The organism is Rhizobium favelukesii, from assembly GCF_000577275.2.
GTDB classification, from domain to species: domain Bacteria; phylum Pseudomonadota; class Alphaproteobacteria; order Rhizobiales; family Rhizobiaceae; genus Rhizobium; species Rhizobium favelukesii.
Genome location: NZ_HG916852.1, coordinates 2906824 through 2921851 on the forward strand (window position 1 = coordinate 2906824; position 15028 = coordinate 2921851).

13 protein-coding genes and 2 pseudogenes are annotated in these 15028 nt (G+C 61.2%); 6 read left to right on the plus strand and 9 right to left on the minus strand.

Features of this window, described 5'->3' with window-relative positions:
• Positions 1–17: 17 nt before the first annotated feature.
• From LPU83_RS52960 to LPU83_RS52970, 3 genes and pseudogenes are all read right to left on the minus strand, one after another.
• Positions 18–2009, minus strand: a complete 1992-nt coding sequence (locus LPU83_RS52960; RefSeq protein WP_024313903.1) for a PhoX family protein — start codon at positions 2007–2009, stop codon at positions 18–20.
• 163 nt (positions 2010–2172) lie between these two features.
• Positions 2173–3483, minus strand: a complete 1311-nt coding sequence (locus tag LPU83_RS52965) for an MFS transporter (RefSeq protein WP_024313904.1) — start codon at positions 3481–3483, stop codon at positions 2173–2175.
• A gap of 75 nt (positions 3484–3558) precedes the next feature.
• Positions 3559–4126: pseudogene (locus tag LPU83_RS52970) on the minus strand (GNAT family N-acetyltransferase).
• A gap of 202 nt (positions 4127–4328) precedes the next feature.
• Here LPU83_RS52970 and LPU83_RS52975 point away from each other — a divergent pair.
• Positions 4329–5315, plus strand: a complete 987-nt coding sequence (locus tag LPU83_RS52975; RefSeq protein ID WP_024313906.1) for a glutathione S-transferase family protein — start codon at positions 4329–4331, stop codon at positions 5313–5315.
• A 9-nt stretch (positions 5316–5324) separates the two neighbouring features.
• On the opposite strand, the gene LPU83_RS52980 is transcribed toward LPU83_RS52975, so the two are convergent.
• The gene (locus LPU83_RS52980) at positions 5325–5762 is read right to left on the minus strand and encodes an NUDIX domain-containing protein (protein ID WP_051166637.1); all 438 of its coding nucleotides are present in this window, start codon (positions 5760–5762) and stop codon (positions 5325–5327) included.
• Positions 5763–5875: 113 nt separating this feature from the next.
• Between LPU83_RS52980 and LPU83_RS52985 the strand changes: the two genes are divergently transcribed.
• The 4 genes and pseudogenes from LPU83_RS52985 (at position 5876) to LPU83_RS53000 (ending at position 9010) form a co-directional block, all read left to right on the plus strand.
• On the plus strand, positions 5876–6784 hold the full coding sequence (locus tag LPU83_RS52985) for a metallophosphoesterase family protein (protein WP_024313908.1): 909 nt from the start codon (positions 5876–5878) through the stop codon (positions 6782–6784).
• A gap of 148 nt (positions 6785–6932) precedes the next feature.
• Positions 6933–7491: pseudogene (locus LPU83_RS52990) on the plus strand (hypothetical protein).
• A gap of 168 nt (positions 7492–7659) precedes the next feature.
• Positions 7660–8166, plus strand: coding sequence for an RNA polymerase sigma factor (locus LPU83_RS52995; RefSeq protein ID WP_024313909.1), 507 nt, complete (start codon positions 7660–7662; stop codon positions 8164–8166).
• Between the two features lies 1 nt (position 8167).
• Positions 8168–9010, plus strand: coding sequence for an anti-sigma factor family protein (locus tag LPU83_RS53000; RefSeq protein WP_024313910.1), 843 nt, complete (start codon positions 8168–8170; stop codon positions 9008–9010).
• 110 nt (positions 9011–9120) lie between these two features.
• On the opposite strand, the gene leuA is transcribed toward LPU83_RS53000, so the two are convergent.
• Both leuA and LPU83_RS53015 read right to left on the minus strand, forming a co-directional pair.
• Positions 9121–10836 carry a 2-isopropylmalate synthase gene (gene leuA, locus LPU83_RS53005; protein WP_024313911.1) on the minus strand — a complete coding sequence of 572 codons (1716 nt, stop codon included), beginning with the start codon at positions 10834–10836 and terminating at the stop codon, positions 9121–9123.
• 332 nt (positions 10837–11168) lie between these two features.
• Positions 11169–12353 carry a benzoate/H(+) symporter BenE family transporter gene (locus LPU83_RS53015; RefSeq protein WP_024313912.1) on the minus strand — a complete coding sequence of 395 codons (1185 nt, stop codon included), beginning with the start codon at positions 12351–12353 and terminating at the stop codon, positions 11169–11171.
• A gap of 199 nt (positions 12354–12552) precedes the next feature.
• Between LPU83_RS53015 and LPU83_RS53020 the strand changes: the two genes are divergently transcribed.
• A complete protein-coding gene (locus LPU83_RS53020; RefSeq protein ID WP_024313913.1) occupies positions 12553–13584 on the plus strand; it encodes a MerR family transcriptional regulator in 1032 nt (343 codons plus the stop codon).
• Positions 13585–13605: 21 nt separating this feature from the next.
• Here LPU83_RS53020 and LPU83_RS53025 read toward each other — a convergent pair whose 3' ends face one another.
• From LPU83_RS53025 to LPU83_RS53030, 3 genes are all read right to left on the minus strand, one after another.
• Positions 13606–14223 carry a class I SAM-dependent methyltransferase gene (locus LPU83_RS53025; RefSeq protein ID WP_244656146.1) on the minus strand — a complete coding sequence of 206 codons (618 nt, stop codon included), beginning with the start codon at positions 14221–14223 and terminating at the stop codon, positions 13606–13608.
• Positions 14193–14336, minus strand: a complete 144-nt coding sequence (locus LPU83_RS74185; protein WP_231052309.1) for a hypothetical protein — start codon at positions 14334–14336, stop codon at positions 14193–14195. Before LPU83_RS74185 ends, LPU83_RS53025 begins: the two co-directional genes overlap by 31 nt.
• Before the next feature lie 88 nt (positions 14337–14424).
• A complete protein-coding gene (locus tag LPU83_RS53030) occupies positions 14425–15012 on the minus strand; it encodes an ATP-dependent Clp protease proteolytic subunit (protein ID WP_024313914.1) in 588 nt (195 codons plus the stop codon).
• Between the last annotated feature and the right edge of the window lie 16 nt (positions 15013–15028).

Genomic DNA, 15028 nt, shown 5'->3' on the forward strand with positions numbered 1-15028 from the left:
CTGGTCGCTTTCAGCTGTCAGACGGCAATCTTTCCACCGCCGACCTTGGTGATCGCAACGACAGCCGGTCGGACCGGCATGTCCTCCTTGAAGTCCGGCCAGCGGGTGGAGAGATCCTCATAGTAGGACGGACGACCGTGGCCCGACCAGTCGTCGCCGCCGTCGCCGGGATGTTGCACGGCTACGAATGCCGTCTGGTCGTCCGGCAAAAAGAGCGGGCCGCAGAGCTCGGCACCCACCGGAACACGGTAGAAGAGCTTGGAGGTTGCGCGCGCGTCGCCTTCGGTGTCGACGGCCCAGAGACCGTCGGTGCGGCCTGTCGCCTTGTTGTTATTGCCGTCGGTCGCGACCCAGAGGCGGCCGGCAGCATCGATGGAACAGTTATCCGGCATGCCGAACCAGCCGTTCTTCGTCGTTTCGGTCGAGAAGGAAGCGCCGACGGCTGCGACGGCAGGGTCTCCACACTTCAGCAGGACTTCCCACTTGCCCGAGGTTGCCCCGAAGGCACCGCCATCCTCGGTGATCTCGATGATATGGCCGAAGGCGTTGTCGGCACGCGGATTGGCCGCGTCCACTTGCTCGGGCTTGCGCTTCGTGTTGTTGGTAAGCATCACATAGACCTTGCCGGTGACGGCATTGGGTTCGATGTCTTCCGGCCGGTCCATCTTCGTCGCCCCGAGCAGGTCCGCCGCGCGGCGGGTCTCGATCAGCACCTCGGCCTGGCTGGCAAAGCCGTTTTCCGCTGTCAACGGCCCCTGGCCGTGGACAACAGGCAACCACTGCAGCGTCCCGTCCTCGGTGAACTTGGCGACATAAAGCGTCCCTTCGTCGAGCAGCTTCATGTTGGCAGTGCGGTCGTTGGCCATGTAGGTGCCCGACGTCACGAACTTGTAGACGTAGTCGAAACGTTCGTCGTCGCCGAGGTAGAAGACGACGCGGCCATCCTTGTCGACGATCGATGCAGCGCCTTCGTGCTTCGTGCGTCCAAGCGCGCTGCGCTTCTTCGGGGTCGACGTCGGATCGAGGACATCGACCTCGACGATCCAGCCGAAGCGATTGGGTTCGTTTGGCTCCTTTGCAACATTGAAGCGGTCATAGAAGTGTGCCCACTCATAGGCGCCTTCCGGCACGCCGTAGCGCTTATGGTTCGCCGCCTCCTTGTGATCGGCAGGCAGTTCGCCGGAGAAATAGCCATGGAAATTTTCCTCGGCCATAATGTAGGTGCCCCAGGGCGTGACGCCGCCGGCGCAGTTGTTGAACGTGCCGATTACCTTGGTGCCGGTCGTATCGGCGGATGTCTTGACGCGCTCATGGCCCGCCACCGGACCGGTCAGTTCCGTCTCGGTCACCGAGGTTATGCGGCGATTGTACTTGCCGTCCGGCACGACCTGCCACTTGCCGTCGGCTTTTCGGATCTCGACGATCGTGCCGCCGTGAGCAGCCATCTCGATATCGACCTGCTCCTTGGTAAGCTTCGCTTGCTTGATCTTGCCGTCGGCGATCGTCACCAGGCCGGGGAACATCAAGTGCGGGTTTGTGTATTCGTGATTGACGACGAGGATACCGTGCTTTGACGAGCCATCGATCGGAATATAGCCGACATAATCGTTGTTGTAGCCGAACTGTCGGCTCTGCGCCGCAGCCGACTGTTGCTTCGGGTCGAAGACCGGCGAATCGGAGAAAAGGGCATCGCCCCAGCGCAAGAGAATATCGGCATTGTAGCCCTCGGCGACATGGTGGTCCGCATCGACGCCGGCCTCGACTTCAGTGAAGGAGAAGGCGGAGCCGCCTGCAGCGCGAGCCTTTTGCGCGCTCAACAGCGCGATTGGGCTGACAGTCGCGGCAATAGCCGAAACGGCAAGCGATCCTTGAAGGAAACCGCGACGCGAGAAGCGCCGGCCAATGATCTCCCCCATGGTGGGATTGTCGCAGCGGTTATGGCCGTCGCCGTCGGCATCCTCAAGCTGGCTGGTCGGAAAGATTTGTTTCTGTGAAATATGTTCGGTCATCGAACTACCCCCATCATATTGACACCACAGGTCCGCTTTGGAGCGCTTCCAAAGTCTAGGGAGCGCGCATGACAGTCGTGTGATCAACTGAATTTGACGTGGGGATGGCGATGCCTGGATCGGCCGCCCGCACACGTTTTTGCACACATTGCCGGTGCCGGAATCAGCTGAGCGCTGCCTGGCGCGTTTCTGCGTCGATCGCCATCGCGGCAAAGGCCGCCACGACCAGCAGGCCCGCAAACAGGCCGATGGCCAGGCCCAATCCACCTGATACGACGAATGCCATCAGGGACGGAGCAAGCAGCCCGCCGAGGCGCGCCATCGCGCCTGCCGATCCCATGCCCGTCGCCCGCGATGCGGTGGGGTAGAGCTCCGGCGTAAAGGCATAGAGCGCGCCCCACGTCCCGAGCAGCGCGAAGCTCATGACCAGCAGCGACGCGCCAACCAGCATGTCGCTCGGAGAAACCACGAAGAGCAGGCACCCCAGCGCAGAAAGCAGGCAGAAACAGATCAGCGTCGGCCTGCGCCCCCAAGCCTCGACGCCATAGGCGGCAAGCGCGTAGCCAGGTACCTGGGCAAGTGCGACGAACACCAGAAAGCCGTATCCGCGGACGAAGCCGAACCCGTCGCCGGCCAGCTTCGCCGGCATCCAGGTGAAGACGCCGTAGTAGGAAACGGAAACCAGGAACCAGATCGCCAGGATCAGTGCGCTTCGGCGACGAAGCTCTTCTGAGAAGATCCCTTCCGCCACCTGCGGCGTCGCGACGATCTCGTCGTCGGACCGCAGGGGCGCTTTTTGGTGCAGCGCCAGCATCCTGTTGACGATCATCTTGGCCTCGCCTGTCCGTCCGGTCCGAATGAGGTAGAGGGGAGATTCAGGAACGAAGAAGCGCAGCGTCAGGCCCAGCAGTGCCGGCAGTGCGGTGACCGCGAAAATATAGCGCCAGGGATCGCTCACCCCGGCAACGCTCGCAGCCCAGGCAGCCAATGCGACGATCAGCGTTCCGATCGCCCAGAAGCCTTCCAGCGCGACCAGCCAGCGGCCACGGCTCTTGGTGGGCAGGAACTCGGCCATCATCGCGTAGTCGACCGGCAACGTTCCGCCGACCGCCATGCCGGTGAGGAAGCGCAGCACGAGCAGGCTGGTAAAATCGGCAGCGAAGATCGAAAGCGTGCCGAAAAGCGCGTCGCAGGCAACCGTTGCGATCAACACCTGGCGCCGTCCGACCTTGTCGGCCAGGCGGCCGAAGGCGACGGCGCCGATGAGCATGCCGAGAAAGAACAGCGTGCCGGTCTGCAGAGCTTGCGGAACTGTCAATCCAAAGGTGGCTGCAATCGAGGCTGCGGTGAAGCCGACGGCGAGCACCTGCATTGCGTCCGCCGTCCAGACAAGTCCGAAGATGCCGATCAAGCGCCGCTGGAAAGAACCGGTCCCGGCGCGATCCAGCGCCTCGTCCATGGAAATGCGGCTCATGCTCAAAGCCCTTCAAGCTACTGAAAGATCACGCGAAGCGCGCGCCGAGGCGTAAGGCTCAATACCGCACGCGATCTATTTCCGCCAGCCGATAGTTCCCTTGAGCCTTACATGCGCATCCTCGGCGAGCGGCACCACCAGCACGCGCGCCGGATCGACTGGGCCCGGAAACGTCAGCGCATTGTGGGCAACCTTCTCGAAGCCGAGCGGGCAGTAGTAAGGCGGGTCGCCGATGAGAATGACCGCCTCCGACCCCTTGCGCCGCGCTGCGTCGACGGCAATCCGGACCAGTTCCCGGCCGATACCGCGACCCTTGTGGGACGGCCGAACGGCCAGCGGCCCAAGCAGGTGTCCATTGACCGAACCGGCTTGGACGGGCGTCATTCGCACCGATGCGATCGTTTCCCCGTCATCGGTGCAAATGAAGGAAAGCAAAAGGTCGTGTGGCCCCTGCTCGCGGATTCGGGCTGCGGCCCGCGTATGCCGGCCGGGACCGAAAGCTTCTTCGTTGATGTGTTCGATAGCAGCGTCGTGCGACGCATCCTCAGTGAGGTAGACCAGATCGTGCTTGTGCATGATGAGACGGAAACCGGATAGACAGAATTGATGGATCTCGAGCACGCCCTTTGGCGTTCGGGAGCATCAGCGTCGTCGCAGGTTTCTCGGGGCAAACATCAAATCGGGTTCCAGAAGTGTGAAATGGCCGATAGCAGGAAAAATTTCGGTCGTCCAACGGAAATTTAGCGGGAGACCACGCGACGTGACGCAGTGTTCAATCTTTGCCGCCTGCAAAGAAGCAAGAGCTGCGATATGTTCTGCCCCAGGATAATCTGAAGGATTACAACATGGGCATGCTGGTTGACGGCGTCTGGCATGACGTCTGGTACGATACAAAAGAAACCAAGGGGCACTTCAAGCGCGCCGCTTCGCAGTTTCGAAACTGGATTACGGCGGATGGAGCCCCTGGCCCTTCCGGTGCAGGCGGTTTCAAGGCCGAAGCCGACCGCTACCACCTTTACGTTTCGCTGGCGTGCCCTTGGGCGCACCGCACGCTGATCTTTCGCAAACTCAAGAAACTCGATGATCTCATCACCGTTTCCATCGTTGATCCCCTCATGCTGTCGCATGGCTGGGAGTTCAAGATCGGTGACGGCGCCACCGGCGACCATCTCTTCGGCGCCAAGACGCTATCGGAAATCTACGTGAAGGCCGATCCGCACTATTCCGGCCGCGTGACGGTGCCGGTCCTGTGGGACAAGAAGGCCAACACAATCGTCAACAACGAGTCTTCCGAGATCATCAGGATGTTCAACAGCGCCTTTGATCATCTGACCGGCTCAACTGTTGATTTTTATCCGCAGGATCTGCGCGCCGACATCGATGACGTCAATACCGTCGTCTACGATACCGTCAACAACGGCGTCTACAAGGCGGGCTTCGCCACGACGCAGGACGCCTACGGGGAGAATGTCGTCAGGCTTTTCGAAACGCTTGATATGCTCGAAGACCGTCTTTCCAAGGGTCGTTATCTCTTCGGCGATCGGCTGACCGAGGCCGATTGGCGGCTGTTCACGACATTGGTTCGCTTCGATGCCGTCTATGTCGGTCACTTCAAGTGCAACATCCGCCGCATCGACGACTACCCCAATCTGTCGGCCTACCTGCGCGACCTCTATCAGACGGCGGGCGTCAAGGAGACGGTGAATTTCCGCCATATCAAGGACCACTACTATCGCAGCCACAAGACGATCAATCCGACCGGCATTGTGCCTATCGGCCCGGCGCTCGATCTCGATCGCCCGCATGGCCGTGCCCGACTGGCAGCGGCCTAGCCCTGGGCTCTACCAGACGTGGGCGGGCTCCCGCTCGCCCGCCAGTTCAGCCAGGCGACGACGCGTCGCGTCAGTGGTGCCAGACGGCAGATCATCGATCGCGAAGAAGCCGCACTCGACGATTTCCCTGTCCGCTGGGCGCGGTGCGGTCTGCTCCACCTGTGTCTTATAGAAGAGAACATGGTCGCGTCGGCTGGCGGCCGTGTTGAAATAGATGTGAAACAGCTGCGGGCGACCGAGAATACGCAGGTTCCCCTCCTCACGAAGTTCCTTGATCAGCGCCTCCTCGGCAGTCTCATTGCGCTCAAGCCCGCCGCCGGGCATATGCCAGCCGGGCACGTAGCTGTGCCGCACGAGAAAGATGCGGCCCGCCGAATCGAAGCAGGCCGCCCGCACGCCCATCGTCATTCCGCGCGCGATCGCGAAATAGACATGCACGATACGCATCAGGAATCGCGACTGCCAGGGGCGGATGGTACCGATCACGCTTTTTCCAATTCCATTAATCCGTTCAAGCAGATGTGTTTGAATTGCAGAGTTACTGGGCTATGTGTCGTCGCATGTTCAAGCTCGCGCACATCTCCGATATCCATCTCGGCCCCCTCCCTCGCCTTTCCGTCCGCGAGCTCTTCTCCAAACGCATTACCGGCTTTGTGAACTGGCATCGCAACAGGCGCAAGCACCTTTTCGGCAGCACGCTGGATCTGTTGCTCGATGACATACGCGCGAAGCAAGCCGATCATCTGGCGGTCACCGGCGACCTGGTGAACCTCGCGAGCGGCTTGGAGATCCGCGCCGCCGCCGCATGGCTGAAAGAACTCGGCGACCCCGCAGACAATTCCGTCGTACCCGGAAACCATGATGCCTACGTCCCCGGTGCCTACGAAAAGTCGGTGCGTGCCTGGTATGACAATGTGCGCGGTGATCTTGCACCGGCTGAGTGGCAGGAAGACCGCCACGTTTTTCCCTACCTCCGCGTTCGCGGCAAGGTCGCCATCGTCGGCTGCTCGACTGCGGTCGCAACGCCCCCTTTCGCCGCCAGCGGCTTCTTCGGTGAACGCCAGGCCCGTGATACCGTGAACATGCTGCGTGCCGCTGGCGAGGCCGGCCTGTTTCGGGTCGTGATGATCCATCATCCGCCCATTCGTGGCGCAACGTCCTTCTACAAGCGGATGATCGGCATCCGCCGCTTCGGTGCCGTGATCTCCACCGGCGGCGCAGAACTGGTGCTCCACGGCCATACTCATTTGAACACGCTCCACTGGCTGCGCGGCCAGACTGGTCCCGTCCCCGTGGTCGGCATCGCCTCGGCATCGCAAGGGCCTGGAGGGCTGAAACCTCGCGCCGCCTACAATCTCTTCACGATCGATGGCTCTCCCGGCGCGTGGGAACTGACCGGCGAGCGCTTCAGCATCAACTCCATGGGCGACAGCATGGGCAGCGAAAGTGCAGATATTTTCAAGGCTTAGCGCCATTTTTGGAATCATCTTGTCGCCGAGCTCACTCGGAAACTCAAAATGACGATATCTTGAATTCGGAAGGCATCCGCGGCCTTGGCAATTGGCGATCGCCACGTACACTCGTTATCTCTGGACCCATCCATTCACGGAGCGTTGCATGCACGTGGCATCCTTTAGCCTTCGCGGCCTGGCGTTGGCCGGTTCCCTTGCCGTCGCCGTCTCTTCCGCAGCCTTTGCCATTGGCGACGAGAGCGACGAAACGAAGCCGCCGCCAAAGACCGAGACGACGACGAAATGCACCGACGGCAAGATCTGGGACGCAAAGCGCAAGGAGTGCGTGGTTGCGAAGAAGAGCTCGTTCAACGACGACGACCTCTACAAGGCAGCCCGCGAATTCGCCTATGCCGGCCAATTCGACAACGCCCTGACCGTGCTTCTCCTTGCCAGGAACCAGAACGATGCGCGCATCCTGAACTACCTCGGCTACGCCAACCGCAAGGCGGGCAGAATGGAACTGGGGATGTCGTATTACCGCAAGGCGCTGCAGGCCGACGAGAACTATGTTCTGGCACGGTCATACATGGGACAAGCTTTGGTGGAACAGGGTGATGTGCAGGGAGCGCGCGTCCAGCTCGTCGAGATGGGATCGGGGCGGCGAGCAGACATGGGCCTACCGCTCGCTACTGAAAACATTAAACGGCTACCGCACGTATTGAGGTTTGCCGCACTGGTGCCAGCGAAGAAAAGCTTTGAGAACCCGTGGGATACGCCGCCGGATGCTTGCGAAGTATCAGGTACTTGTTTCATAAAGGACACAGAAGCGATATAAATCGATTTCCTGCTGGGCGTTCTGCCCGAACGCCCATGCACTACTTGGAAAGACCATGCGTCAACCCGTGACGACCATCGATATCAGACGCGATCTGGTGGGCCTTCTGCCCCGGCTGCGGCGTTTCGCGATGACCCTTGCAGGTGACGCAGCGAGCGCCGACGAGCTCGTGCAGGCGGCTTGTCAGCGCGCCATCGCCAAAAGCAACCAGTGGAACGGCGAAGGCCGTCTGGAAAGCTGGGTTTACACCCTCGCCCGCCAGCAATGGAGCGATGACCATCGTCGTCGCAAGGCTCATACCTCTACTAAGACCAATGTGACCGATATCCGTGAGGCGAGCCGCGACCGCGCCTCGCTCATCGATCCCGATGTCATCCACCGCATGGTTTCCGAGATGCCAGAAGGCACCTCCAGCGCGTTTCTGCTGGTCGTCGTCGAGGGGCGCAGCTATCAACAGACGGCCGACATTATGGGTGTTGCCGTCAACATCGTCGTCTCACAACTCGCGGCGGCGAAACTGCACTTCGCCAGCGTCGCGGACAATGATCCTCACAGGTACTGAATTGCTCGATTTCAAGAAACTGCCGCTCGATGCTCAGCTGACCGCCCTGCTGGACGGTGAGGCGACGCCAGAACAGAAGCAGGAGCTCGAGCAGCGCTTGGCAACCGACGAAGGCGCCAAGCGGCTCTACGACAAGCTGCGGCACGGTGCGGACTTCGGGAAGCACCGTTTCGACGATATTCTCAAGGAGCCCGTTCCCCTTGCGCTCGTTCGGTCGATCAAGAGCGTACAGCCGCCGAAGGCTCCGGTTGCTGCACGCCTTTCGCGGCCTTCGCTGAAGCTTGCGCCGACCGGTCCGCAGGCTCTTGCCGCGGCAATCATCCTGTTCGTTGCCGGGTGCGGCATCGGTTATTTCGCCGCCGGCAGCACCAGCACCGTGCAGTCGGCGCAGCCGACAACGATCGAAGCCGCCTCGGATTCGAGCGAGTGGTTGACAGACGTCATCGCCAACCAACGTCTGATCGCCCGCCAGCCGCGTCATATTTTCGAAGTGCCGTCGACACAGGCGGAGGAAATTTCCACCTGGCTGACCTCAACGGTCGGCGTTGCGTTCCGCGTGCCAGACCTGTCAGATCAGGGCTGGACCTTCCAGGGCGCACGGATCTTCATCGGCGCCGGCCGGCCGGTCGGTCAGCTCGTCTACACGAGCTCCGATGGCGACCTTGCTTCCATCTGCTTCCGCAAGGACAACTTGCCCTCCGAGGCCGACGATTTCAAGGAAACGATCAAGGACGAGATCGGTGTGGTCGCCTGGCACAATGCCGGTACGTCCTATGTGCTCGTCGGCCCATCGTCGGAAGCCTCGCTCGGCCAGCTCGCGATGCAGGTCGCCACGTCGATCTGAGACGGTTTAGGCAACCGGCCACACGTGGCGCTAGGTAGCGACCGGTGCGCCCTATTCTCAGCAAGTTCCCGGAAAGAGGCGCAGCGGAGGAGACCGCTGCGCAGATCTTGTCAGGCCTTTCCGACCTTGACCTCGAGCACGCGGTTCGCCGCCGACACGATCGCTTCCAGCGACGCGCCGACGATGTTGGTGCTGATGCCAGCGCCGAAAAGCTTGCCGCCCGGATAGGAGGTCTCGACGTAGGAGATGGCGGCAGCATTAGAGCCGTGCTGCAACGAATGCTCCGAATAGTCCTCGACCGACATTTCGATGCCGAGATAGTGCGAGAGTGCATTGATGAAGCCGTCGACCGGGCCGTTGCCCCTGCCTTCGATGCGCTTCGTCTCACCATTGTCGGTAATCTCGGCAGCGACGATGCGCTGCCCCTTGTGCTCCGGATCGGCATAGGTGTGGTGGTCGACGAACTTGATGCGGCCCTTGGGCTGGGTCACGTAGCGCTCGATAAAGCGGTCATAAATCTTCCGTGACGGCAGCTCCTTGCCCTCTTCGTCGGTGATCCGCTGGATGTCCTCGCGGAATTCCACCTGCAGGTTGCGCGGCAGGTTGAGCCCGTAGTCCTGCTGCAGGATATAGGCGATGCCGCCCTTGCCGGACTGCGAGTTGATGCGGATGATCGCCTCGTAGGAACGGCCGACATCCTGCGGATCGATCGGCAGGTAGGGCACTTCCCAGACCGGGTGATTGGCGACCTTGATCGCCTTCATACCCTTGTTGATCGCATCCTGGTGGGAGCCGGAGAAGGCGGTATAGACCAGTTCGCCGACATAAGGGTGGCGCTCGCCGATCGGCATCTGGTTCGAATACTCGAACACTTCCTTCATGCGAACGATATTGGAGCAGTCGATCTGCGGGTCGACGCCCTGCGTGAACATGTTCAGCGCCATGGTGACGACATCGACGTTGCCGGTGCGCTCGCCATTGCCGAACAGCGTGCCCTCGACACGGTCTGCACCCGCCAGCAGTGCCAACTCGGCAGCGGCGATACCGGTGCCGCGGTCGTTGTGCGGATGCAACGAAATGATCAGGTTCTCGCGATTGTCGAGATTGCGGCACATCCACTCGATCTGGTCGGCATAGACGTTTGGAGTCGCCATTTCGACGGTGGACGGCAGGTTGATGATCAGCTTGTTGTCAGGCGTCGGCTTCATCACCTCGATGACGGCGTTGCAGATGTCTAAAGCCACGTCGAGTTCGGTGCCGGTGAAGCTCTCAGGCGAATATTCGAAACGATAGCCGCCGCCGGCCTTCGCCGCCATGTCGGAGATCATCTTCGCAGCATCGACTGCGATCTGCTTGATGCCCTGGACGTCCTTGGCGAACACGACACGACGCTGCAATTCGCTGGTCGAATTGTAGAAGTGAACGATCGGACGGTTCGCGCCTTCCAGCGCCTCAAAGGTGCGGGTGATCAGCTCCGGACGGCACTGCACCAGCACCTGCAGCGATACGTCGTCCGGCACGTTGCCCTGCTCCACGCACCAGCGCGCGAAGTCGAAATCGGTCTGCGACGCCGACGGGAAACCGATCTCGATTTCCTTGAAACCCATGTCGAGCAGCAGTTGAAACATCCGGGCCTTGCGGTCGTGGCCCATCGGGTCGACCAGCGCCTGGTTGCCGTCGCGCAAGTCAACCGAACACCAGATCGGCGCCTTGGTCAGCGTCTTGGACGGCCATGTGCGGTCCGGGATGTTCACCTGCGGATAAGGGCGGTACTTGATCGCCGCGTCGGGCATGCCTTTGGTCTGGGAGCCGGTGTTCGTGTCCATGTCTTTTCTTCCTCTTCCCGTCATCTGGCCAGCCGCGTCATAACGTATCGGGTCTGGCTTGGCGATGACGAATCCGGTGCGAATGCAATCCGGTTGATCAGCTTTCGGGATTGGTCACGAGGAGCGATGGCCTGGGCGGGCTTTCGGCCGCCGGGCGCTCCTCAATGGACCCGGCAACCGCGCGTAAGGCCGAGGAGAAGAAGCGAGGTAAGGGCGCGCGTATTGTCGCGGAGCGCGATGCGCCCGCGTGCAATCTGCTCAGAAATCATGATGCCCGTGCTCTTCATGGTCGCGCTTATAGCCGGGCTACAAAAAACTGGCAATCCCTCCGCCTATTTTTTCGCCGCTTGCACAAGACGTGACAATGCCAGCATCAGCCCTCCGCCGAGCAATCCCCAGAATGCGCCGGAGATACCGGCGAAGGAGACACCGGATGCGGTCACCAGAAACGTGATGGCTGCCGCCTCCCGCGATTCCGGCGCCTGGAAGGCGGCCATGGCCGAACCCGAGAAGGCGCCGACCAGCGCCAGCCCGGCCACGGCCTGGATCAGGATCGGCGGCGCGAGCGCCACGAAGGTCGTCACTGCGCCGGCAAGCAGCCCGAGAATGACATAGGAGATGCCTGAGACCAGGACCGCCCAGTAGCGCCGCGCCGGATCGGGATGCGCGTCCTGGCCAGCGCACATCGCCGCGGTAATCGCAGCAAGGTTCACCGCATGGCCTCCAAACGGCGCCGACAGTATCGAGAACAGGCCGGTCACGGAAAAGAGTGGCCCGGGCTTTGGCGCATAGCCATTCACCTTCAAGACCGCAATGCCGGGAATGTTCTGCGACGCCATAGTCACGATGAAGAGCGGCAGGGCGATGGAAATGAAAGCCGGCAGATTGAAGACAGGAGCCACGAACGCGACAGGGGGCCGCAGCGCCTGTTCGATCGAACCGAGCGCCCCTTGGGGAATGTCCACGCCGAAGGCTACCACCAGGACGAAAGCCGCTAGAGCCGCCGGCACCGCCCAGAGCCGCTTGAACGCGCCGACGACGATCCACGCCAGTACGATCGGCAAGCCAAGTAGCGGGTTGAAGCCGATCGCCCTGACCGGCGCAAAGCACAACCCGATCAGCACACCAGCGAGCATCGCATTGGCAAGAGGCGCGGGAATAGCCGCGACTGCCCGGCCGAGCGGCTTGAACAGGCCGGCAATAACGATCAGCAACGCGCAGATAAGAAACGCTCCGACCGCCGCATTGAACCCACCTTCGACCACACCGGTACTTGCAAGGAGCGCCCCACCCGGAGTGGACCATGCGATACTGATGGGCACACGCGTCACGGTGCTGAGCACGATCGCGCAAAGCCCCAGCGAGATCGACAGCGCCATAAGGCCCGACGCGGCCTGCGCATCCGTCGCGCCGACACTCTGCAGGCCATGCAGCACGACCGCGAAGGAGCTGGCAAATCCCACGAAAGTGGTGAGAACGCCCATGAACAGGGTTTGCACGGAGAAGTCTTTAAGCATGGCGGGACTCGAACTGAATGCAACTGCCGCATGGAGCATTAGACGTGGAAAGAACACAAGCCCGCGACGGCCAAGTTCCGTTCCCCTGCACCATCGAGCCGTCTTGCAAAAGAGACGCTCCCAATATTCGAAATACTGTTGACCTGTCCCCTGGGGCTGCCCCGATAAGCAGGGCGACAAACAAGCAACGAGGTGAGTCGTGGATCATTCCGCACACTTTTTGAGCCCGTCCGAGGCGGCAGCGCGGCTAGGTATCTCCATCAAGGCGCTGCGGATCTATGAGCAACGCGGCCTCGTCGACCCCCTGCGCACATCTTCCGGCTGGCGCGCATACGGGCCGGATGAGATGGCCCGCGCTGGCGAGATTGTGGGATTTCGTGCACTCGGCCTCAGCCTCACACAGATTGCGCAGGTTCTGAAGGGTGATCGCGGCGGCCTCGAACACGGACTCGCCTTGCACCAGGCATCGCTCGAAAACGGTGTGCAACGGCTCATCGAAACGATCGGCCGCGTCGCGACGTTCCGCAGGGCCATCGCCGCGGGCCACGCCCCGTCCCCTGCCCAACTGGCCTCGATCATGCCAACGTCTCCGGTTCTTGCAGTCTTTGAACTGCCTTGGCCATGGGGCGGTGAACGTTTTGAACTGCGAGACGTCAAGGCTCTGAACTACATCATCGGTCCGCTTGGAAGCGGCAAGACGCGGCTCGCCCATGCCATTGCTGACGCGTTGCCGGATGCCCGCTTCCTGGGGCTCGATCGCGCCGCCGCGACGAGCGCCGATATCGATGCGCGATTGGATATCGATCCGGCATCGAAGGCGCGCTTCCTGCAAGCCCTCGACTGGCTTATCGATGAGGGCGCCACCGCCTCACTCGCCTTGATCGCGCTTCTCGCCGAGTTGGAGGGGCAGCACCAGGGAATGCTCATCATCGACATGATCGAGCAGGGATTGGATCAGGCCACGCAGGAAGCCTTGATTTCTTACCTACGCAATCGTCCCGCAACCGCGCGCACTCTTTTCATGCTGACGCGTTCGAAGATGATCCTGGATCTCAGCGCGGTGACACCGAATGAAGCAATCATCTTTTGTCCGGCCAACCATAACCCACCGATGACCGTGCATCCCTATCCGGGGGCGCCGGGTTATGAGGCGGTCGCAACCTGCCTGGCGTCGCCGGATGTCCGCGCACGCACGGAAGGCGTCATCGCCTGGCGGCCCGCGGTCGCTTGACAGTGGACCTTGCCTCCTGAGTTACGACGCGCGCCGGACGACGAAGATCATCTCCTCGGCGTTTCGCTCGTCGAAAGGCTGGCGGTCCCAATCGCCGTAAACGGCGTCGGCGCGCAGCCCGGACGCCTGCAGGTGCCGCTCGATATCGTTGCGCGACAGAAACAGCAGCTCGCTTTTTGAGACAAGCGTCTCTTCGGGGAAATGATAGCGGGTTTCGAAATGGGCCCGCCCTTCCCCGTAAGAGACCACGTCGCGCGTCTTGCGAACGACAAGCCCGTCGTGAATGACCTCGAACACACCGCCGTCCCAACGTGCTTTCCAGTCTATTGCGGGATTGCGAGTCTCAAAGACGATCCGGCCGCCATCCGCCAGATGCTCGCGCATGACGGCAAGGGTTGCGAGGATGGCGTTCTCATCGAGCAATACCTGAAAGGCATGGCCGGTCATGATGATCAGATCGAAGCGTTTTTCAGATCGAAAGTCCTGCGAGTAACACTCTACCCATTCGATGCCGCAGCCATTCGGTTTGCGTCTAGCGATTTCGAGCATCCGTGCTGAAGGATCGGCGCCGGTCACGTCATGGCCACCTGCCGCGTAGGCATCGCAGATCAGCCCGGTGCCGCAGCCAAGATCGAGAATTGATTCGGCCCGCCGTCCGCCAGCGAGAGATAGAAATCGCGATCCTCCGACCAACCGCAGGCAAGATCATAAAGGGCTGCCAGACGCGGATGCTCATAGTGTAGATCGGGCATGTGGAAACCCCGCTCACCTCGGCTCGGGAAACAAAAAAACGCCCTCACCCGCCATCCAGCAAGCAAGGGCGCTTCTCATAGCACGAAATCAGATCTCGGACTGCGACGTTACAATGCGAGAAACGAGGCCGTAAGCCTTGGCTTCTTCCGCAGACAGCCAGTAGTCGCGGTCGGTATCGGCAGCGATCTTCTCGTAAGGCTGGCCGGTGGCCTCGGACATGATCTTGTTCAGACGCTCGTTCATCTTGATGATCTCGCGAGCCTGGATTTCAATGTCGGATGCCATGCCGCGCGTGCCGCCGGAGGGTTGGTGCAACAGGAAGCGCGTGTTCGGCAGGCAAATGCGCTGTTCCTTCGGCGCCGCGACAAAGATCAGCGCGCCCGCCGATGCGACCCAGCCCGTTCCGATCATCCAGACCTTCGGCTTGATGAACTTGATCATGTCATGGATCGAATCGCCGGATTCGACATGACCGCCAGGCGAGTTGACATAGATGCGAATGTCCTCGTCATTGGCCGCGGAAAGCGCCACAAGCTGCGTGCAGACCTTCTGCGCGAGTTCCTGCGTGATCGGCCCGTAGATGAAGATCGAACGCGACTTGAAAAGGTTCGCCTCCGTTTCCTTGCCGAGCGGCAGTTCCTTCGTCTTGTCGTCCTGTTCTTCTTCTTCGTACATTCGAACCTCTCTTACG

What these genes read in the sequence shown, in the direction of transcription:
- LPU83_RS52960 (WP_024313903.1), bottom strand. Translation starts at nt 2,009, where the DNA reads ATGACCGAACATATTTCACAGAAACAAATCTTTCCGACCAGCCAGCTT.
- LPU83_RS52965 (WP_024313904.1), bottom strand. Translation starts at nt 3,483, where the DNA reads ATGAGCCGCATTTCCATGGACGAGGCGCTGGATCGCGCCGGGACCGGT.
- LPU83_RS52975 (WP_024313906.1), top strand. Translation starts at nt 4,329, where the DNA reads ATGGGCATGCTGGTTGACGGCGTCTGGCATGACGTCTGGTACGATACA.
- LPU83_RS52980 (WP_051166637.1), bottom strand. Translation starts at nt 5,762, where the DNA reads ATGCGTATCGTGCATGTCTATTTCGCGATCGCGCGCGGAATGACGATG.
- LPU83_RS52985 (WP_024313908.1), top strand. Translation starts at nt 5,876, where the DNA reads ATGTTCAAGCTCGCGCACATCTCCGATATCCATCTCGGCCCCCTCCCT.
- LPU83_RS52995 (WP_024313909.1), top strand. Translation starts at nt 7,660, where the DNA reads ATGCGTCAACCCGTGACGACCATCGATATCAGACGCGATCTGGTGGGC.
- leuA (WP_024313911.1), bottom strand. Translation starts at nt 10,836, where the DNA reads ATGGACACGAACACCGGCTCCCAGACCAAAGGCATGCCCGACGCGGCG.
- LPU83_RS53015 (WP_024313912.1), bottom strand. Translation starts at nt 12,353, where the DNA reads ATGCTTAAAGACTTCTCCGTGCAAACCCTGTTCATGGGCGTTCTCACC.
- LPU83_RS74185 (WP_231052309.1), bottom strand. Translation starts at nt 14,336, where the DNA reads ATGCCCGATCTACACTATGAGCATCCGCGTCTGGCAGCCCTTTATGAT.
- LPU83_RS53030 (WP_024313914.1), bottom strand. Translation starts at nt 15,012, where the DNA reads ATGTACGAAGAAGAAGAACAGGACGACAAGACGAAGGAACTGCCGCTC.